This window comes from Methylophilus sp. (assembly GCF_052173275.1).
Taxonomy (GTDB): Bacteria; Pseudomonadota; Gammaproteobacteria; order Burkholderiales; family Methylophilaceae; genus Methylophilus.
This window is the reverse complement of sequence record NZ_JBQMUL010000002.1, coordinates 2,443,156-2,463,629: the sequence shown is the minus strand read 5'-3', so window position 1 is coordinate 2,463,629 and position 20,474 is coordinate 2,443,156. Positions and strand designations below refer to the sequence as shown.

Genomic DNA, 20,474 nt, shown 5'->3' with positions numbered 1-20,474 from the left:
GAACGAGATCAACCAGGTGAATTCACTTAGTCTTTGACACCCTTGCAAGGCATGTCAAAAAAGAAAAAGGCCGGTTTCCCGGCCTGATGGTTATGCGACTTTCTCAAGCAGCTCGCTGGCACGCTGTCGCTGGCGCTCGCCACCTTCGCTGAGCACCTCTTCGATCAGCTCTTTCGCGCCTATCATATCTTCCATATCGATATAGGCCTGAATCAAATCCAGCTTGGTATTCACTTCTTCCGGTTCACCATCGAACTCGGCGACACTCTCCTCTGGCTGGGCACCCACATCAAGTGAAATCTCGGGGAAAGTGCTTTCCGCACTGAAGTTATCTTCAGGAACACGGCTTAAGCTATCGTCGGCAGCATCCAGGCTGATTTCTTCAATCTCAAGTGCATCACCTTCTTCCTGCGCAGCATTGAAAGCGGTATCGTTAGGACCACCCAGCTCAAGCGACAACTCAGGCAAAGATTCAAATACTGCATCATCGGTTGAAAGTGTCTGTTCGCCAGTAGTTGCTTGCGTTCTATCCGGACGGCGATTTTCAAAACCTGCAATCTCTTCATCCAGATTCAGGGAAGGTAAATCCAATGACTTGGGCGTCAGTTCAGCATCATTTTCTGTATACAACTCAGGCGCAGCTCCTGCTGTGCTAAGCGGCTCAATACTGAAATCACTTTCTTCAGGCACATCTAATACAGAATTACTTTCTAACGGCTCTGCATCCAGCGGCTTTTCTTCTGCCAAGTTTGGCAAAGGTTCTTCCAGTGAAGTTTCGGCTAAGGTTGATAAAGCATCTGCTGGCTCATTTTCCTCTAAAGGCTCATCCTTTAATTCTGTATCAGCAGGAACGCTGAAATCTGTCTGCAACTCGGCAAATTTTTCCTGTGCCGGCTCATTCACCGGTTCAACCAATGATTCGCCGTCAACAATAGAAGGCTCAGTCACGCTTCTTGCTGGCTTGTCAGTTGATTCAAATTCAAGCGCAGGCGCCTCGAAGTTAAAGTGATATCCCTGCTCTGCATTTGCTGCTTCAACCACAGGTGTTTCAATGGCTGTGTTATCCAGCGCTGGCATTTGGTAGAGCGAATTCTCCGGATCCAGTTTTTGCCCCATCACAACCACTTTAGACCATGTCTGGTCGCTAGGGCCGACGTTGGCATACACTTCACTTGCCAATGACTCAAACGCGCCTTTATTATTGGTATTTTGATAAATTTCAAGCAACTTCAGCTTGAGCTCCTGGCGTTCAGGGTCTTTCTGAATGGCATCTTTAAGAATCTCCTCAGCCTGCGCATCACGGCCATAGGCCATATAGACTTCAGCTTCCGCAATCGGATCAACATCATGCGAATCAATCATGCCGCCGACACCACTTTGCGAGAAGTCCGTCAGGAATGAGGTATCGCCCGAGGCTGCTTGCGTATCCCCAAACACGGTATTGTTCTGCATTTCAGTGGCAGGCGAAGTCAGAATCGCATCTTCAAACGTATCGATTTCTTTTTTACGGCGGATACGGATAAGTGCCCAAACGCAGATCAGTATCGGTAATGCGATCAAGGCCCATGGCAATACAGGACTGATGTTTTTAAGACGTTGCAGCAACACATGCATAAATGAAGGTTGCTCAGCCTCAGGTGTCGGTTCTGCTGCAGTTTCAGGCACAGGTGGTGCTAATTCTGCCGCCGGAGCTGGTTGTGTCTCCGTTGGTACAGGTTTGTTTTCAGTGGTCACCGCCGGTGCTTGTGCATCTGGTGTAGCCGGTGCCTCAGCTTTAGGCTCTGGAGTAGTCGCTTGTGCAGCATTTTTTTCAGCCTGCGACATGGCATTACTCTTCAACTCCATCAACTTCTTCATATCCGCTACCTGCTTTTCCAGGGCTGCGGCACGAGATTGCTCTTCCTTGATGGCGTTTTCTTTAGCGGTGGCTTCTTCCTGCGCTGCATTTGCTGCTGCTTTGGCAGCCGCTTTATCGGTTTGCGTACCTGACTTTTCATCGCCTGCGGATAGCTTCAATACATCTTTACCCGCCGGTGCCTGCGGCGCAGTTTTCTCCTGCGCACTGCCGATTTTGCCTGCGGATTGTTGTGTGTTGCCGCCGGTTTCACTGGCGGCAGAATTTTTGACTACGTTAGACAAAGCATTTTTATACGCCAGCCAGTTCGTGTTGTGCTCAGCCACCAGGTTTTTCGCTTGCTGATTGCTGATGGCATTCAAGCTAGCCTGGTCCGGCATGCGGATGATCTTGCCTACCTTAAGGCGATTGATGTTTTTACCATCGAACGCATCTTGGTTGGAGCGGTACAAGGCTGCCAGCATTTGCTCTACGCTGACATTATCCGGTTTCATTTGCCTGGCAATGGCATACAAAGTATCGCCGCGTTCTGTGGTCAATGGATCTGGTGTGGCGAGATTGTCTGCAGGTGGCTCAGGCGGTGCGCTTGGCTTAGGCATTGCTGCGCGTTGCGCTGGTTGTTTTTTTGCGGGTTGCTTGCTTGCTTCAGGTTTTTCAGCCTCTGCAATCGGCGCTGCGGCTTTAGGCGCCTCTGCCGAGACTGGAGGTTGGCCGGTGACCGGCAAGCCTGTTGATTCTGACACATAGTTTGAATTGAATCCGGGCGGATCCAGCAGTAAGGTATATTCCTTCACCAGTCGGCCAGTTGGCCAATCCACCTGGATCAGCATATCCAGAAAGGCTTCAGTGATCGGTTGTGAACTGCTGAGTTTGAGGACAGGCAGGCCTTTGCTGTTGTTGCCAACCTCGATCTGGATATAAGGGTAAGAAGCAGGTTTCTCCAGCATCTGATCCTGATACACCTGATCAGCGGCCAATGCAGCCTGGATAGTGCTTAACTCCCCCGGATTAACAGCCAGCAGTTCAATTTCTGCATTCAATGGCTCACCCAGTTTCGAGCTGGACGTCATCGTCCCCAGACCGGCAGCATGTGCGGTGATGACTGCGCTCAAACTCAAGGTTAAGGCTAATTTTTTTAATTGAAATTTATGCACCCGTGTTAACCCTTATCAATTCATGGCGTTCGTGAACATAGCACCATTCAGTAAGCCACGCAAGCGCGCCACCTGCCGTCTGGATGCCACAAACTTGCCTAAATAAAACTCTACCACCCATTAAACTATATTGCATGCAAAATAAAAGCCCGAAAAGACCATGATTTCACTAACAAATCATGGCTTTACGGGCTGTATTTTAAACAATTACTTAAGCTTCAACCAGAATTCGCAACATCCGGCGTAATGGCTCAGCGGCACCCCACAATAACTGGTCACCAACGGTAAAGGCCGACAGGTATTCACCACCCATGGCCAGCTTGCGCAAACGACCTACCGGGGTGGTCAAAGTGCCAGTCACGGCCGCAGGAGTTAACTCACGGATGCTGGCTTCGCGCTCGTTTGGCACAACTTTGGCCCATTGATTGGCTTCTGCCAGCATCTGGTTGATCTCATCCAGCGGCACATCCTGGCGCAGCTTCAAGGTCAACGCTTGTGAATGGCAGCGCATGGCGCCAATGCGCACACACAAGCCATCGATCACAATAGGGTTGGCTTCACGACCCAGAATTTTGTTGGTTTCTGCGCCGCCTTTCCATTCTTCCTTGCTTTGGCCATTGCCCAGGTCTTTATCGATCCATGGGATCAGGCTACCAGCCAGTGGCACACCAAAATGCTGGGTAGGCAAAGCCTCACTGCGCAGGGTGTCAGCCACGGTGCGATCGATCTCGAGAATGGCAGAAGCAGGGTTCGCCAGCAACGCAGAGGCAGACGCATTGACCACGCCCATTTGCGCAATCAGCTCACGCATATTTTGCGCGCCGGCACCAGACGCCGCCTGGTAAGTCATTGAAGTGGCCCATTCCACCAGGTCAGCCTTGAACAAGCCGTTCAAAGCCATCAGCATCAGGGAAACCGTACAGTTGCCGCCTATCCAGTTTTTACCGCCCTGGTTCAATGCATCTTTAATCACATGCATATTGACCGGGTCGAGAATCACCACCGCGTCTTTGTCCATACGCAAGGTAGAGGCCGCATCAATCCAGTGACCATTCCAGCCACTACTGCGCAATTGCGGAAAAATCTCGCTGGTGTAATCACCGCCCTGGCAGGACACGATCGCATCCATCTTGCTCAGTTCAGCAATATTTTTAGCATCCTTCAAGGCAGGCGAAGTCTTGCCTACTGCAGGCGCAGCACCCCCTGTTTGTGATGTGGTAAAAAACTGTGGCTCGATATCGGTAAAATCGTTCTCTTGCACCATGCGTTGCATGAGCACAGAGCCCACCATCCCGCGCCAGCCTACAAACCCTACTTTTAACATGTTATCTCGTTATTCTCGCCGGTCACCCCGGCATCAAAACATTATTGAGAGGACTTTTTCTGCACGGCCTCACCAGCCTGCTCAAGATCTTTGCCCATCCCGTTCATTGTGTTGCAACCCGTCAACACCATTGCTATTACCAGCGTCATCATTAACTTTGACATTTGTTTTCTCCTTAAAAATTAATCCCTGAAATTACCAAATTTCAACGGAAAGTCCGTAACATTCTTTTTAACAAAAGCGATCGCTTCCTGCAACACATCGCGCTTGGCACCATTCACGCGCACCGTATCGCCCTGGATACTTGCCTGCACTTTCATGCCGCTGTCCTTGATCATCTTGGTCAGGCGTTTGGCCAGGTCAGAATCAATGCCTTCGCGTACGACCAAATCCTGCTTGACCTTATTGCCAGAGACCTTCTGCACATCTTTGTGTTCCAGACGCTTGGAAGATTCGGCCTCTTTTTTCTCCATGGAAGGCAACAAAATATCTTTGACCTGATCCAGCTGAAAGTCATTGTCGCCATGCAGGGTAATGACTTTATCTTTTTCATTAAAATCAATCTTGGCCGAGGTCCCCTTGAAATCATAGCGATTGACGATCTGCTTGCTGGCAGCATCCATCGCATTTTTCAGATTGACCATATCGACTTCAGAACTGATATCAAAACTTGGCATGTTAAAAACCTTTCAAGCGATGGCAGGGCAAGGCGTGAGCGCGCAGGCAGTAAATTCAGTACGGCAAGCGCTCGCAACGCAGCCCTGCCGAGCAATCACAATTATTCGTTCCAACTAGAAATTGTGCAGCTTGAGCAAGGCATGCAAGCGCAGGCAGTACACATAAGTACGGCAAGCTTGCATAACGCTGCTCAAGCAAGCAGGTTCGGTTGGCTCTATTCGAAATGGCAGACGTAGTCTACTGTTTCAATCACTTCAATGTCAAAAGACGAATTACCCGGCACAGTGAATTTTTCACCTGCTTTATAAGTAGTCCAGTTTTCTTCATCTTTCAAGCGCACGTTACAGACACCATCATTGATCTCCATCAACTCTGGCGAGCCGGTATTGAATGTCAATGTGCTGGGGAAAATCACGCCTACGGTACATCGTGTCCCATTCGGGAACAGCACGGTGTGGCTGACGCACTTGCCATCAAAATAAACGTTTGCTTTCTTTTTTACGCTGACATGATCAAATTGTGCCATTTTAAATTCCTGATTAATTTCAATGCGTCGCCAATAAAAGCGCGACTATATCACACCTGAAAACTGCGCGAGCGGGATGCAATGCAAATCGCCCGCGCAGCCTGCTTACATTGCGGCGACGATCTGGTCACCCATTTCGGAACAGGAAACACGCTTGGTGCCCTCTTCGTAAATATCACCGGTACGATAACCGGCCGCCAGTACTTTCTTCACTGCGTTCTCAATACGTGTGGCTGCAGCTTCGTTATCAAAGCTGTAGCGCAGCATCATGGCCGCCGACAGGATAGTCGCAATCGGGTTGGCCAGGTTTTTACCTGCGATATCTGGCGCTGAACCGTGTGAAGGCTCATACAGGCCTTGTTTGCTTTCATTTAATGAAGCAGATGCCAGCATGCCTATCGAGCCAGTCAGCATCGAAGCTTCGTCAGACAGAATATCGCCAAAAATATTGCCGGTCACCATGACATCAAACTGTTTCGGGTTGCGGATCAGCTGCATGGCCGCGTTATCCACGTACATATGGCTTAACTCAACTTCCGGATATTCTTTCGCCACATCAATGACGATTTCTTTCCAGAATTCAGTCGTCTCCAATACGTTGGCTTTATCGACTGAACACAGTTTTTTGCCACGTTTCATGGCGATTTCAAACGCCACATGCGCAATACGACGCACTTCCGGCTCGCTGTAAATCATGGTGTTAAAGCCTTCGCGTATGCCTTCATCGTTGGTGCGTATGCCACGCGGCTGGCCGAAATACACATCGCCGGTCAATTCACGCACGATCATGATATCCAGCCCGGCTACTACTTCCGGCTTCAAGGTAGACGCATTCGCCAGTTCAGGGAACAACACCGCAGGACGCAGGTTGGCGAATAACCCCAGATCTTTACGGATAGCCAGCAGGCCACGTTCCGGGCGTAATGGACGGTCCAGCGTGTCATATTGCGGGCCGCCAACGGCACCCAGCAAGACGGCATCCGCGGCCCTACAGATTTTTTGCGTGAATTCAGGGTATGGATGACCATACTGATCATAAGCCTGGCCGCCTAATGGCGCTTCGGTGAAGGTCATGTCCAGACCGTCTTTTTTCAATACTTCCAGCACGCGCAAGGCCTGTGCAACGATTTCCGGGCCGATGCCATCACCGGGTAAGACTGCGATATTTAATGCCATAGGGTTGATCCTAAATAGTAATGTTCAATGATGATGAGAAGCCATCAGAAATCGTCGCAAACAATCGGGTGAACAGCTATGCGCAGCACAGAAACCCAAGTGCACATTGAGCACATGAGGTTTCTTGCACGCGCGGATTAAAACGACGTCAATCAGTGGCGAAACAGGTTTTTACGCAAACAACCAGGGTTGTGACTGCTTATGCTTTTCTTCAAACGCCTTGATCTGGTCCGCATGCTGCAAGGTCAGGCCGATTTCATCTAGGCCGTTAAGCAGGTTGTGCTTACGGGTCGGGGTGATCTCAAAACTGAATGACTGGCCCGAAGGCGTCGTCACGGTTTGAGAAACCAAATCAACGTTCAGCGTGTAGCCTTCATTCGCCAGACACTCCTTGAACAGGCTATCCACTTGCTCGGCAGAAGCCACGATAGGCAAAATACCGTTCTTGTAACAGTTATTGAAGAAAATATCGGCAAAGCTAGGCGCAATCAGCACACGAAAGCCTTGGTCTTCAATCGCCCATGGCGCGTGTTCACGTGAAGAACCGCAACCGAAGTTATCACGTGCCAGCAGCACTTGCGCGCCCTTGTATCGTGGTTGGTTCAGTACGAAATCCTTATTCAAAGGACGTGTACTGCAATCCATGCCGGGCTCGCCGTAATTGGTATAACGCCATTCATCAAACAGATAAGGGCCAAAGCCGGAACGTTTGATCGATTTCAAAAACTGTTTCGGGATAATGGCATCGGTATCGACGTTGGCCCTATCCAGAGGACAAACCAGACCATTTAAAGTACTAAATGCTTTCATGCTGCTCTCCTTTATACGCTGCGCACATCGACAAAATGCCCGGCAATCGCTGCCGCCGCGGCCATTTCCGGGCTCACCAGGTGCGTACGGCCACCCGGGCCCTGACGGCCTTCAAAGTTACGGTTTGAAGTTGAGGCACAGCGCTCACCTGGCTCCAACCGATCAGCATTCATGGCCAGACACATGGAACAGCCTGGCTCACGCCACTCAAAGCCTGCATCAATAAATACTTTGTCCAGCCCTTCCGCTTCCGCCTGGCGTTTCACCTGGCCGGAACCTGGCACGACCATGGCCAGCTTGATATTACCTGCAACTTTTTTGCCCTTGGCAACACCTGCAGCTGCACGCAAATCTTCAATACGTGAGTTGGTGCAAGAGCCGATAAATATCTTATCCAGCTTGATCTCATCAAGCGGCGTATTCGCATTCAGGCCCATGTATTTCAGGGCATTTTCAATGCTGGTGCGCTTGGTGGCATCGTCTTCCTGCGCAGGATCAGGCACGGTTGAGCCGATAGGCAGCACTTGTTCTGGTGAGGTGCCCCAGGTCACTTGTGGCGCAATCTCAGCGCCTTTCAGTTCAACCACTGCGTCATAGGTGGCATCCGCATCAGATTGCAGGGTTTTCCAGTAATCCACGGCTTTGGCCCAGTTTTCACCTTTAGGCGCATGCAGGCGGCCTTCGAGGTAAGCGGCTGTTTTCTCATCGGGCGCAACGATACCAGCACGCGCACCGGCCTCAATCGCCATATTGCACAGTGTCATGCGGCCTTCCATAGACAAACCACGGATGACTTCGCCACCAAACTCAATAGCGTAGCCGGTACCACCAGCAGTACCAATCTTGCCGATGATGGCCAGCGCAACATCTTTAGCGGTCACACCTTTGCCCAGTTGGCCATCGACTCTGACCAGCAGGCACTTGGATTTTTTAGCCACCAGGGTTTGCGTCGCCATCACATGCTCCACCTCGGAAGTGCCAATACCATGTGCAAGCGCGCCAAACGCACCATGGGTAGAGGTATGGCTGTCGCCACAGACGACCGTCATGCCAGGCAGTGTGGTGCCGTTTTCAGGCCCGATGACATGGATAATGCCCTGGTCCTTGTTTTTAAACGGGAAATAAACAAGCGCACCAAATTCTTTGATATTGCTATCCAGCGTTTCGACTTGCAGGCGCGAAATCGGGTCTTCAATGCCCTTATCCCAGTCTTTGGTCGGCGTGTTATGGTCAGGGTTAGCCACGATGGAGCTATTACGCCAGGGTTTACGCCCGGCAATACGCAGACCTTCAAACGCCTGCGGGCTGGTCACTTCATGCACCAGATGGCGGTCGATATAAATCAAACAGGTACCGTCCGGTTCCTCACGCACCACATGTGAATCCCATAATTTGTCGTACAGTGTTTTGCCTGCCATGACCGTTCCTTTCAAATGCTACGTATCAAATATACTAAATTGATAAAACATGCGCAGAATACCTAAGTTTCAATACCCTTACAAGAATATCATTTATACTAGTATTAAGACTAATAGGATAATGAAATCAAATGGATACGAGACGTCAGGAACTCGCCGAATTTTTACAGGCCATGCGCCAACGTGGCACCCCGGAAGCATTTGGCTTCCCCTCCGGTTCTCGCAGGCGTACGCAAGGCTTGCGCCGTGAAGAAGTCGCGCAACTGGCTGGTATCAGCGCCACCTGGTACACCTGGATAGAACAGGCACGTGAGATCAATGTGTCAGCAGATGCGCTGGACAGATTGGCCACCGCCTTAAAGCTGAGCAAATCAGAGCGCAGTTACCTGTTTGATATGGCGGACAGGCGTGATCCGCAAGCGCATCAAAGTGAAGTCGATACCGCACCTGAGACTTTGGTCAGCATACTCACCCAGATACAAGTGCCTGCGTACATCATGGGGCGCGCCTGGGATTTACTGGCATGGAACCCGGCCGCCGCTAGCCTATTCACCGGCTTGCTCGATATTGAATGGCCGCAAGGCCAGCACCCTAACCTGCTCAGATTCGTATTTGCCAACCCCCTCGCCAGACAATTTGTCGTCAATTGGGAAATGCGCAGCCGCAGGCTGGTGGCCGAGTTTAGGGCAGATTGCCGGTCCCGCCTGGAAGAGCCGGAAGTCAAGCAACTAGTCGATGAACTGAGTAGCAGTAGCCCAGAGTTTGATCGTTTCTGGAAACAACATGATGTGCTGGAAAGGCAAGGCGGGCAGCGTGAGTTTCAGCACCCGCAATCTGGCTTGATCCACTTTCAGCAAGTGACTTTACGTTTAGTCGAACAGGAGCAACTGAAACTGGTGCTGTTGCAGCCGGTTTAACCACCCTGTTTTTGCGTTTTCAGCAGCTTGTATTCAATCGCATCTTTCAATGCCAGCCACGAAGCTTCAATAATATCCGACGACACACCAACAGTAGTCCAGTTGGTTTGCTGGTCGGTTGATTCGATCATGACCCGCACTTTAGCTGCCGTGGCCAGGTTTGAGTCCAATACCCGCACTTTGTAATCGACCAGTTTGATCTCGTTAATGATGGGGTAAAAAGGCTCCAGGGCCTTACGCATCGCCTTGTCTAATGCATATACCGGGCCGTCTCCATAGGCAGTGACTTCCGATTCCTGGTCGTTCACAAACAGACTGATCGTGACCGCAGAGTTGATGCCATTGACAGAAGGTTCATGGATATACACGCTATACTGTTTCAGCCGAAAGTAAGGCTGAAACTTACCCAGCAGCTTGTGCATCAGCAGATGAAACGAGCTTTCCGCACTCTCAAACTGGTAGCCTTCATGTTCCAGGGCTTTTAAATGCTCAAGTATCTGGATGGCCGCTTCAGACTCCTTGGTCAGGGTCGGGTCGATTTGCTGCAGCTTGTTTAAAATCGCTCCTCGCCCCGCCACTTCCGACACCAGGATATGGCGCTCATTACCAACCGCATTCGGGCTGATATGCTCATAGGATTTGGGATTTTTATTGACGGCATCAATGTGCATGCCGCCTTTATGCGCAAACGCATCGTGGCCGACATAAGGCGCTTTATCGTTAAACGTCACGTTCGCCACTTCACTGACAAAGCGTGCAGCAGCTGTCAGGTCAGCCAGTTGCGCAGCAGAAATACATTCCAGTCCAAGCTTTAATTGCACGTTGGGAATGATAGATACCAGGTTGGCATTCCCGCATCGCTCGCCTATGCCGTTAATGGTGCCTTGCACCTGTACTGCGCCCGCCTGTACTGCGGCGACTGAATTAGCTACCGCCATTTCGCAATCATTATGGCAATGAATACCAATGTCTAATGTTGGGAAACGTGCCACCACGGTTTGGGTGATTTCAAAAATCTCGTTGGGAAAGCTGCCTCCGTTGGTGTCGCACAAGGCGAGAACATCAGCACCGGCATTGGCAGCCGCTTGCAACGTGTCCAGGGCATATTCAGCATTGGCTTTATAGCCATCATAAAAATGCTCGGCATCAAACACGACTTCTTTGCCCTGTGATTTCAGGTAGGCAATGGTGTCCGCTATCATGGCCAGGTTTTCATCCAGCGTGGTGCGCAGGATATCGGTGACCTGGTAATCCCAACTCTTGCCAAAAATGGCGACGGCGTGAGTATTGGCAGACAGTAACGATTGCAGGTTCTTGTCTTCAGCAGCAGTGATGCCGATGCGGCGCGTGCTGCCAAAGGCAATGATCTTGGCGTGTTTTAGCTTCAGCTCGCCTACACGGGCAAAAAACTCTAAATCTTTCGGGTTGGAGCCGGGGTTGCCGGCTTCGATATAGCCTATGCCCAGTTGATCCAGGCGCTGTACGATCTTGAGTTTATCCTCGACTGAAAATGAAACACCCTGCGCTTGTGCTCCATCGCGCAGGGTAGAATCATAAGCAATCACACGTTGCCTGGGCATAAGGGTTATTTTTTGCGGTTATGCAAATTCGCCGCAATACGCATTCTTAATGCATTCAGTTTAATAAAGCCGCCGGCATCTTTCTGGTCATAAGCGCCTTTGTCATCTTCAAAAGTCGCAATGGTCGAGTCAAACAATGAATCTGTTTTACTGTCACGACCAACCACGATGACATTGCCTTTGTACAACTTGACGCGCACCCAGCCATTGACCGTCGCTTGCGTGTGGTCTATCAGTGTTTGCAAGGCCAGACGCTCCGGGCTCCACCAGTAACCGTTATAGATCAGGCTGGCGTAGCGTGGCATCAGATCATCTTTCAGGTGCGCCACTTCGCGATCCAGCGTGATGCTTTCAATCGCACGGTGCGCTTTCAGGATGATGGTACCGCCCGGGGTTTCGTAACAACCACGTGACTTCATGCCTACATAACGGTTTTCTACCAGGTCCAGACGGCCAATGCCGTGCTTGCCACCGATACGGTTCAACTCGGCCAGAATCTCGTGTGCTTTCAGGGCTTTGCCATTGAGTGCCACGATGTCGCCATTTTTGAATTCGATATCCAGGTATTCTGCGGCATCCGGCGCTTTTTCCGGTGACACTGTCCAGCGCCACATATCTTCTTCCGCTTCGGCAGCCGGGTCTTCCAGATGGCGGCCTTCGTAAGAAATATGCAGCAAGTTAGCATCCATGGAGTATGGGCTGCCGCCTTGCTTGTGCTTCATTTCCACCGGGATGCTATGTTTTTCGGCATAGGCCAGCAGTTTTTCACGCGAAAGCAGATCCCACTCACGCCATGGGGCAATGATCTGGATATTCGGGTTGAGTGCATAAGCGCCCAGTTCGAAACGTACCTGGTCGTTGCCTTTGCCGGTCGCACCATGCGAAATCGCATCGGCTTTGGTTTCGTGGGCGATTTCAATCAGGCGCTTGGCGATCAAAGGACGTGCGATAGACGTACCCAGCAGGTACTCACCTTCATACACCGTATTGGCACGGAACATCGGGAACACGAAGTCACGCACAAACTCTTCGCGCAAGTCATCGATATAGATCTCTTTAACGCCGAATTTCTGCGCTTTTTCACGCGCAGGCTCAAGCTCTTCACCCTGGCCCAGGTCTGCGGTAAATGTCACCACTTCACATTGATAGGTGTCTTGTAACCACTTCAGAATCACGGAAGTATCCAGCCCACCAGAGTAGGCCAATACGGCTTTTTTAATATCGCTCATTAATGCATGTTTCCTTAAAAACGTTTACCAGAGTGGCGCGCAGTCACAAAAAATACTGTGCTGCCAGGCCGACAAGGTCAATCTACTTTACCCAATAACAAATATTCCATCAGTGCCTTCTGTGTATGCAGGCGGTTTTGGCTACGGCCGTTTCACTTAAACCTGAAGGTTAGCCTGCGCCGAAACAGCTTGCGCATATAAGCTGACGCTTATATGACCTTCCCAAGCAGAAGGTACTCCATGAGTGCTTTCTGCGTGTGCAATCTGTTTTCTGCCTCATCCCACACCACACTTTGCTTGCCATCAATCACTTCAGCAGCCACCTCTTCGCCCCTGTGGGCTGGCAGGCAATGCATGAATAATGCATCGGCTTTGGCGACGCGCATCATGTCAGCATCGACTTGCCAATCAGCGAAATCTTTACGGCGCTCTTCATTTTCAGCTTCAAAGCCCATGCTGGTCCAGACATCAGTCGTCACTAGGTCGGCGTCACGTGCGGCTTCCATCGGGTCAGCAAACGACTCGAAGTGATCAGTACCATACAGGTTGGCACGTTCAAATTCGACTTCATAGCCAGGCGGTGTAGACACATGTACGTTGAAATCCAGCACTTCTGCCGCTTGCAGCCAGGTATTGCAGACGTTATTGCTGTCACCGATCCAGGTCACAGTTTTGCCCTGAATAGGCCCACGGTGCTCAATAAAGGTAAAAATATCTGCCAGTATCTGACATGGGTGATATTCGTTGGTGAGGCCATTGATCACCGGTACGCGCGAGTTTTGCGCAAAGCGTTCGATAATGCTTTGCTCAAAAGTACGGATCATCACGATATCGCTCATGCGCGAAATCACTTGTGCTGCATCTTCCACCGGTTCACCGCGACCCAATTGTGAATCACGCGTGTTCAGGTAAATCGCCGAGCCACCCAGTTGCTGCATGCCCGCTTCAAAAGACAGGCGGGTCCGCGTGCTGGCTTTTTCAAAAATCATGACCAGCGTGCGATCAGTCAACGGCCAGTATTGCTGGTAATTCTTAAACTGCGATTTAATCCATTTGGCGCGGGCAAAAATATGTTCTATTTCATCCCGCTTCAGATCGTTAAACTGCAAAAAGTGTTTGATACTCATGATAATCCGGCGCAGTTAACTCACGCGCTTGCCTTTAAAAAATTCAAAATCAGTGGGGCCAGTCTGTTGACCAGTTCTTCGGCCTCTTGCTTGTTCATCACCAGCGATGGCAACAAACGAATGACCTTTTCGGAAGTCACATTAATTAATAGTTTGGCAGCCAACCCTTGTTTCACCAGGTCAGCACAAGGCCTGTCCAGCTCTACGCCTATCATCATGCCGGCATTGCGGATCTGCACGATACCCGCCTGCCCTTTGAGCGCTTCAGTCAGTAACTGGTTGATATAGTCACCAACTGTTTTTGCGTTTTCAAGCAGGTTTTCCTCGGCGATAATATTCAGCGTTGCCAGACCTGCGGCAGTCGCCAATGGATTACCACCAAAAGTGGAGCCATGCTTGCCCGGAGTGAATGTTTCAGCGGCGACACCACGCGCGACACAAGCACCGATAGGCACGCCAGAACCCAGGCCTTTTGCCAGTGTCATCACATCCGGCACAATGCCGGTATGCTGGAAAGCGAACCAGGTGCCTGTTCTGGCAATGCCAGACTGCACTTCATCCAGCATCAATAACCAGCCATTGGCATCACAGATCTCACGCAAACCCTGGAAATAAGCGTTCAGGCTGGCTGGAATATGCACGCCACCTTCGCCCTGGATCGGTTCAACCAGAATCGCAACGACGTTATTTTTATGTGAAGCAATGGTTTTAATCGCTTCCAGGTCGTCAAACGGCACGCGCAAAAAGCCGCTGACCAGCGGTTCAAATCCGGCTTGTACCTTGCGGTTGCCGGTTGCAGACAAGGTCGCCATGGTTCTGCCATGGAAACTCTGATCCATCACGATGATTTCAGGATGGTCTATGCCTTTGTTGTGGCCATGCAAGCGGGCCAGTTTGATCGCCGCTTCGTTCGCTTCGCAACCAGAATTGCAGAAAAATATCCTGTCCATGCCGGAAAGCTCTGCCAGTTTATCGGCCAGTGCGGATTGTTCAGCGATCTGGTAGATATTGGAAACATGGATCAGCCTGGCGATTTGCGCATTCAGCGCGGCGACAAATTTCGGGTGGGCATGGCCAAGGCCATTGACTGCCACGCCTGAGAGTGCGTCCAGATAGCGATCACCGGCAGTGTCTGTCAACCAGACGCCTTCGCCTTTGACAAATGTCACAGGCTGTCTACCATAGGTGTTCATTAAATGTTCGGAATGCATTTCAAAACCCTTTATCAAAAAACAAAAACGGCGGCTCAAGCCGCCGTAACCGTCTTAAACCGTTTAAAACCCTAATACTGCCCTATGACTCAAGCCATTCGCCATGAAAAACAACATGGGAATGGAGAGCATCATATTGGTGCGGGATGCCAGCATCGCCACACGTCGGGCAGTATTCTTGGATGCATCATCTGCAGGCACCAGGCCTAAAATCTTTTTCTGGTTAGGCCAGATCAGCACCCAGACATTGATCAGCATAATGGTGCCCAGCCAAGCGCCCACGCCTATGACTTCAAAACCATTACGCAGCATAAACGCATCATGCATGTGCGCGCCCAGCAAAGCCGCCCCGGCTAACCAGGTCACCACGGCAGACCAGCGGAACCACAGCAAGGCCCGGGGTGCCACATGCTTGCTGATGCCGGCAGCAGTGCCATCGGCCGCCGCAGCTTTCAAGGCTGACATTTGCACCAGGTTAAAATAATAAAGCAGGCCTACCCATGTAATGCCTGCCAGAAGATGTATCCAACGCGCGATTGCCGGGACAATTTCCATGATCAGGCTCCGACCGCAACAAAATTTTTCAGGAAAAACACCAGTGCCACGGTCAACAAAACGCCTGACAGAATGGTGCCTGCGATAGAGTCCAATGGATTTTTCATGCTTCCCCCGTTCATGTAGCCAAAAATAATGCACGCGATTGCGGTAAACCATTCGATGCACGCTTCAGTGATTTTACCAGCCCTTGAGCGGGATTTTTTTGTTGTGAAATCACAATATTGGCGAATGCTGGAGATTACCGCAAAAGTCTTTATTTGACAAGTTTACGGGGCTGGTACGGCCTTGCGCAACCCCAACCCCGCTTTGGCAGATGATGGTTGGTCTTTTTCGTTTTATAATGCGCGGCGGCATTATGATTGTGCGTTTGACATTCAAGCGCCTCACTACGAGGAACTCACACACCATGGCAACAACAGATATCGATGTACTGCTGGTCGGCGGCGGCATTATGAGCGCCACGCTGGCGATCTTGCTGCATCGGCTGGATCCCGACTTACATATCTGCATGGTTGAGAAGCTCGAAGATGTCGCACTCGAAAGCTCGGATGCCCTGAATAATGCCGGCACCGGCCATGCCGGTTACTGTGAGCTGAACTACACCCCCAAAAACAAGAACGGCGGCATTGAGATCCGCCGCGCCCTGGAAATCAATGCGGCGTTTGAAGTCTCGCTGCAATGCTGGTCAACCCTGGTGAAAGAAGGCGTATTGAACGCCGAGGACTTTATTCAACGCGTGCCGCACCTGAGTGCGGTATGGGGCGAGCAAAACAGTGCATTTCTGCGCCAGCGCCATGCGCTGCTGAAAGCCCACCCCTTGTTCGCTGAGATGCAGTGGAGCAACAAACCAGCCACCCTTAACGACTGGATGCCATTGATGATGGCTGGCCGTCAGCAGGCAGACGGCATGTCTGCCACCCATGTGGCGCATGGCTCGGATGTGAACTTTGGTGCGCTGACACGACAACTGGTAGCTTATTTGAAAACGCGGCCCAACTTCACCTTGCTGACACAGTCACGCGTCAGCAAACTGAAACACCAGCCTAAACACAACACCTGGCAAGTGCAGATCCAGAATCTCGCCACAGGACAATCTCAGGCATATCACAGCGCTTTTGTATTTTTAGGCGCAGGTGGCGGTGCCCTGCCATTGTTACAGCAATCCGGCATTGCCGAAGCGCAAGGTTATGGCGGCTTCCCGGTGAGTGGGCAATGGCTGATCTGTGACAACCCCGCGCTGATCAACAAGCATCACGCCAAAGTCTATAGCCAGGCAGCGGTTGGCGCACCGCCGATGTCAGTCCCGCATCTGGATACACGCATGATCCATGGCAAACCTTCGCTGATGTTTGGCCCGTATGCAGGGTTCACTACCCGTTTCCTTAAACAAGGCTCGCGTTTTGACCTGGCCAAATCAGTCAAATTCAGGAATATCAAAAGCCTGCTCGGTGTGTGCAGGCACAATGTGGACCTGACAAAATACTTGATCAAGGAAGTGTTTCAAGGACATGAGCAGCGCATGCATGCCTTACGCGTATTTCTACCAGAGGCGAATAGCCAGGATTGGCGGCTGGCACATGCAGGGCAGCGCGTGCAGATTATCAAACGCTGTCACCAGCATTGGGGAAAACTCGAATTCGGCACCGAAATCGTCGCGTCTGCCGATGGCAGCCTGGCGGCCTTGCTAGGCGCATCACCGGGCGCATCGGTCAGCGTGAAAGCCATGCTGGATGTACTGGAACGCTGCTTTGGCAGCCGCATGCAAAACCAGGTATGGCAAGACACTTTAAAATCGCTGATCCCTTCTTATGGTGAGTCACTGATAGACGATGCTGCCCTATTGGCGCGTGTTCGCCGCGACACATTAAGCACATTAAATCTTTCATCATAAGCAATTGATTTTATAATCATAAAGCCCTCTTACGAAGGTCTGGCAACTCACCATCGCAAGAAAAAAAATGAATTTCATAGGCAAAAGTATGGTCCAGCCTACAAATATTTAAAACACTGAAAGCTTTTTGTTTATGTCTCACTGTTCATTTGGTCACCATGATAAGCGCACGTTTAATTTACCAACTTCAGGCTTGCCTGCTGCCACGGCTTTAGTGGCAACCCTGGTACTGGCAGGCTGCCAGGCAACCGAGGTACAGAACAAGCCAATGGAAACGCCAGACTTTGGCGAACATGTCATCATCATGGATCCCTCCATGCCTTCCAATGAAGTGCAAGACAAGCTGGATGCCATATTCAAACTGCAGGAAAGCAACCAGTTCGGTCCCGAGCGCTATGCCGTGCTGTTTAAACCTGGCGTTTACCACAACAAAGTCAGGCTTGGTTTTTATACCCAGCTATTAGGTTTGGGCCAGTTTCCAGATGACGTCATGCTGCAAGGCGGCATCCAGGTTGAAGCTTCCTGGCATGGCGGGGATGCCACGCAAAACTTCTGGCGCAGCGTAGAAAACCTGTCTGTCACGCCTGATAACGGCACCATGCAATGGGCCGTGTCCCAAGCCTCTCCCCTGCGCCGCATCCACGTGCGCGGCAATATGTTGCTGGATGACAATGGCGGCTGGTCCAGTGGCGGATTCATTGCGGACAGCCTGGTTGATCAGGAGATCAATTCCGGCACGCAACAACAGTGGCTTACCCGCAACTCGACTTTAGGCAGCTGGACTAACGAAAACTGGAATATGGTATTTGTCGGCGTTAAAAATGCGCCTGACGGCCAAGGCTGGCCTAACCCGCCGTATACAGTGGTTGAACAAACGCCTGTAGTCAGTGAAAAACCGTTTTTAACTATCGATAGCGCGGGTCATTACAGCGTGTTTGTTCCGGCCTTGCGGAAAAACAGCCAGGGTGTGAGCTGGCAAGATAAGCATCTCTCTGGCGAAAGCCTGCCGCTGGATAAGTTTTACATCGCCAAAGCGGCCACGGATACGGCCAGCACGTTGAATGCTGCGCTCAATGCAGGCAAACACCTGCTGTTTACGCCTGGTATTTACCAGCTGGATGCACCAGTGCAGATTAAAAATCCGAATACAGTGGTGCTAGGCCTGGGTATCGCCACCCTGCTGCCCACCGCAGGCAATGTGGCGATGACAGTCGCAGATGTCGATGGCGTAAAAGTCAGTGGCCTATTGTTTGATGCCGGTGAGAAAAATTCTGAAGTACTGCTACAGGTAGGCGACAAGAAAACCACACTAAGCCATGCGCAAAACCCGATCACCCTGCATGACGTGTTTTTCAGGGTGGGTGGTGCCAGTGTCGGTAATGCCACGCATAGTGTCATCATTAACAGTAATCATGTGATTGGTGACAACTTATGGGTATGGCGCGGTGACCATGGCAATGGCATTGGCTGGGCCCTCAACAAAACCAAGCACGGCATCATCGTCAATGGCGATGACGTCACCATGTATGGCCTGTTTGTAGAACATTTTCATGATTACCAGACCTTGTGGAACGGTGAAAATGGCGAAGTCTACTTTTACCAGAGTGAAGCGCCCTACGATGTGCCCAACCAGGAAAGCTGGATGAATGGCAGCACCAACGGCTATGCGTCATATAAAGTCGCTGACCATGTCACGCATCACAAAGCCATAGGCATGGGGGTTTACTGTTTCTTTGATACCAATACCAGCGTCAAGCTCAACAGTGCGATTGAAGCCCCGACAGGCCCGGACATACACTTTGAACACGTCACCAGCGTGTCACTGGGCGGAACGGGAGAAATCACCCATGTACTGAATGGCCAGGGTGATAAAGCCTACGACAAAAACTATGTATCCAGGATCATCAAACAATAGACAAAACTGCAACATTACAAGCACGCCACTGAGCCGAAAATAAACCTGTTTTCGGCTCAGTGCTTTTTAGCGTTTGATTTTACGATCCAGGAAATTATGCATCAGCTTGCCGATTTCCTCGCCATCTTCTTCCAGTGCAAAGTGACCGGTATCCAACAGGTGTAATTCAGCCTCCGGTAAATCACGTAAGTAAGGCGTTGCCCCGGCAGCAGGGAAGATCTTGTCGTTCTTGCCCCAGACGATCAGCATAGGTGGCTGATATTTGCGGAAGTACGCTTGCCAGGCCGGGTAAAGCGGTGGATTCGTGCCATAGCTGTAGAAAAGTTCCACTTGGATATCCTTGTTGCCAGGGCGATCCAGATAGGCCTGGTCTAGCATCCAGGTATCGGGGCTGACATGCCGGGCCGGGTCACGGAAACCTTCGGTGTATTGCCATTTTGTCGCGCCCACTTCAAGCACCGAACGCAGCTGGGCAGCGTTCGCTTCTGTTTTATCCTTCCAATAGGCTTTGATCGGATCCCAGAATGGATTGTCTATGCCTTCCTGATACGCGTTGCCATTCTGCACCACAATGGCAGTGATCTTCTCAGGATGCGCGGCCGCCAGGCGATAACCAACCGGCGCGCCATAATCCTGCACATAGATGGCATATTTAGTTAAACCAAGCTCGGCGGTCAATTTATCAACCACCGATGCCAGGTTGTCAAAGCTATACTTAAATTTATCCATCGCCGGCTGCTCACTTTGGCCATAGCCAGGATAGTCAGGTGCAATCACGTGATAACGATCAGCTAGTTGCGGTATCAGGTTTCTGAACATATGTGACGATGTCGGGAAGCCATGCAGAAGCAACACTGTAGGTGCATTTTTAGGTCCTGCTTCGCGATAGAATACTTTGACGCCATCGATCATAACCGTGTGATAAGAGACCGCCGTTTCATTCTGTGTGGTTTGTGGTGCAGTTGTCGCCGCAGTTGCTTCATACACCGGCATAACGAATGTAGCTATTAACGTAGCCAGTAAAACAGGCATTTGTACAGCGACCTTAAATTTTGTGTAGTTCATCATTTATCCTTTGTCATTGATATCGATCACCGAAAACTCG

The 20,474-nt window shown here is 50.9% G+C and carries 17 protein-coding genes; 3 read left to right on the top strand and 14 right to left on the bottom strand.

Annotated features, from left to right (window positions below; all coding sequences use genetic code 11):
- Positions 1-90 precede the first annotated feature (90 nt).
- The 8 genes from ACTS9Y_RS12980 to leuC all read right to left on the bottom strand — a co-directional run bounded on the left by ACTS9Y_RS12980 (position 91) and on the right by leuC (position 8,941).
- Positions 91-2,973 carry a FimV/HubP family polar landmark protein gene (locus tag ACTS9Y_RS12980; protein WP_442586350.1) on the bottom strand — a complete coding sequence of 961 codons (2,883 nt, stop codon included), beginning with the start codon at positions 2,971-2,973 and terminating at the stop codon, positions 91-93.
- A 247-nt stretch (positions 2,974-3,220) separates the two neighbouring features.
- Positions 3,221-4,333: an aspartate-semialdehyde dehydrogenase gene (asd, locus tag ACTS9Y_RS12975; RefSeq protein WP_442586349.1), complete on the bottom strand. Its 1,113-nt coding sequence runs from the start codon at positions 4,331-4,333 to the stop codon at positions 3,221-3,223.
- Positions 4,334-4,374: 41 nt separating this feature from the next.
- Positions 4,375-4,497: an entericidin A/B family lipoprotein gene (locus ACTS9Y_RS12970; RefSeq protein ID WP_442586348.1), complete on the bottom strand. Its 123-nt coding sequence runs from the start codon at positions 4,495-4,497 to the stop codon at positions 4,375-4,377.
- Positions 4,498-4,515: 18 nt separating this feature from the next.
- The gene (locus tag ACTS9Y_RS12965) at positions 4,516-5,010 is read right to left on the bottom strand and encodes a YajQ family cyclic di-GMP-binding protein (protein ID WP_442586347.1); all 495 of its coding nucleotides are present in this window, start codon (positions 5,008-5,010) and stop codon (positions 4,516-4,518) included.
- Positions 5,011-5,225: 215 nt separating this feature from the next.
- A complete protein-coding gene (gene ppnP / locus ACTS9Y_RS12960; RefSeq protein WP_442586346.1) occupies positions 5,226-5,537 on the bottom strand; it encodes a pyrimidine/purine nucleoside phosphorylase in 312 nt (103 codons plus the stop codon).
- A gap of 105 nt (positions 5,538-5,642) precedes the next feature.
- Complete coding sequence (leuB, locus tag ACTS9Y_RS12955) at positions 5,643-6,713, bottom strand: 3-isopropylmalate dehydrogenase (RefSeq protein ID WP_442586345.1); 1,071 nt, start codon at positions 6,711-6,713, stop codon at positions 5,643-5,645.
- Between the two features lie 171 nt (positions 6,714-6,884).
- Positions 6,885-7,523, bottom strand: coding sequence for a 3-isopropylmalate dehydratase small subunit (leuD, locus tag ACTS9Y_RS12950; protein WP_442586344.1), 639 nt, complete (start codon positions 7,521-7,523; stop codon positions 6,885-6,887).
- An 11-nt stretch (positions 7,524-7,534) separates the two neighbouring features.
- Positions 7,535-8,941, bottom strand: a complete 1,407-nt coding sequence (gene leuC, locus ACTS9Y_RS12945) for a 3-isopropylmalate dehydratase large subunit (protein WP_442586343.1) — start codon at positions 8,939-8,941, stop codon at positions 7,535-7,537.
- A gap of 131 nt (positions 8,942-9,072) precedes the next feature.
- Here leuC and ACTS9Y_RS12940 point away from each other — a divergent pair, with 131 nt between their 5' ends.
- Positions 9,073-9,858 (top strand): helix-turn-helix transcriptional regulator, encoded by a 786-nt coding sequence (locus tag ACTS9Y_RS12940; protein ID WP_442586342.1) that lies wholly within the window; start codon positions 9,073-9,075, stop codon positions 9,856-9,858.
- Here the strand turns inward: ACTS9Y_RS12940 and cimA are convergent.
- From cimA to ACTS9Y_RS12915, 5 genes are all read right to left on the bottom strand, one after another.
- Positions 9,855-11,438, bottom strand: coding sequence for a citramalate synthase (gene cimA / locus ACTS9Y_RS12935; RefSeq protein ID WP_442586341.1), 1,584 nt, complete (start codon positions 11,436-11,438; stop codon positions 9,855-9,857). The two genes, ACTS9Y_RS12940 and cimA, sit on opposite strands and share 4 nt — an antisense overlap.
- Before the next feature lie 5 nt (positions 11,439-11,443).
- Complete coding sequence (locus ACTS9Y_RS12930) at positions 11,444-12,667, bottom strand: argininosuccinate synthase (protein WP_442586340.1); 1,224 nt, start codon at positions 12,665-12,667, stop codon at positions 11,444-11,446.
- A 209-nt stretch (positions 12,668-12,876) separates the two neighbouring features.
- The gene (gene argF / locus ACTS9Y_RS12925; protein ID WP_442586339.1) at positions 12,877-13,794 is read right to left on the bottom strand and encodes an ornithine carbamoyltransferase; all 918 of its coding nucleotides are present in this window, start codon (positions 13,792-13,794) and stop codon (positions 12,877-12,879) included.
- 20 nt (positions 13,795-13,814) lie between these two features.
- Entirely contained in the window at positions 13,815-15,005 is a 1,191-nt protein-coding gene (locus tag ACTS9Y_RS12920) for an aspartate aminotransferase family protein (RefSeq protein ID WP_442586338.1), read from the bottom strand.
- A gap of 63 nt (positions 15,006-15,068) precedes the next feature.
- Positions 15,069-15,560 carry a urate hydroxylase PuuD gene (locus ACTS9Y_RS12915; protein ID WP_442586337.1) on the bottom strand — a complete coding sequence of 164 codons (492 nt, stop codon included), beginning with the start codon at positions 15,558-15,560 and terminating at the stop codon, positions 15,069-15,071.
- A gap of 343 nt (positions 15,561-15,903) precedes the next feature.
- Here ACTS9Y_RS12915 and mqo point away from each other — a divergent pair, with 343 nt between their 5' ends.
- Positions 15,904-17,454: a malate dehydrogenase (quinone) gene (gene mqo, locus ACTS9Y_RS12910; protein ID WP_442586336.1), complete on the top strand. Its 1,551-nt coding sequence runs from the start codon at positions 15,904-15,906 to the stop codon at positions 17,452-17,454.
- A 133-nt stretch (positions 17,455-17,587) separates the two neighbouring features.
- Positions 17,588-19,369 carry an adenylyl cyclase gene (locus tag ACTS9Y_RS12905; protein WP_442586335.1) on the top strand — a complete coding sequence of 594 codons (1,782 nt, stop codon included), beginning with the start codon at positions 17,588-17,590 and terminating at the stop codon, positions 19,367-19,369.
- Positions 19,370-19,435: 66 nt separating this feature from the next.
- Here ACTS9Y_RS12905 and ACTS9Y_RS12900 read toward each other — a convergent pair whose 3' ends face one another.
- Positions 19,436-20,434, bottom strand: coding sequence for an alpha/beta fold hydrolase (locus ACTS9Y_RS12900; protein WP_442586334.1), 999 nt, complete (start codon positions 20,432-20,434; stop codon positions 19,436-19,438).
- Positions 20,435-20,474 lie beyond the last annotated feature (40 nt).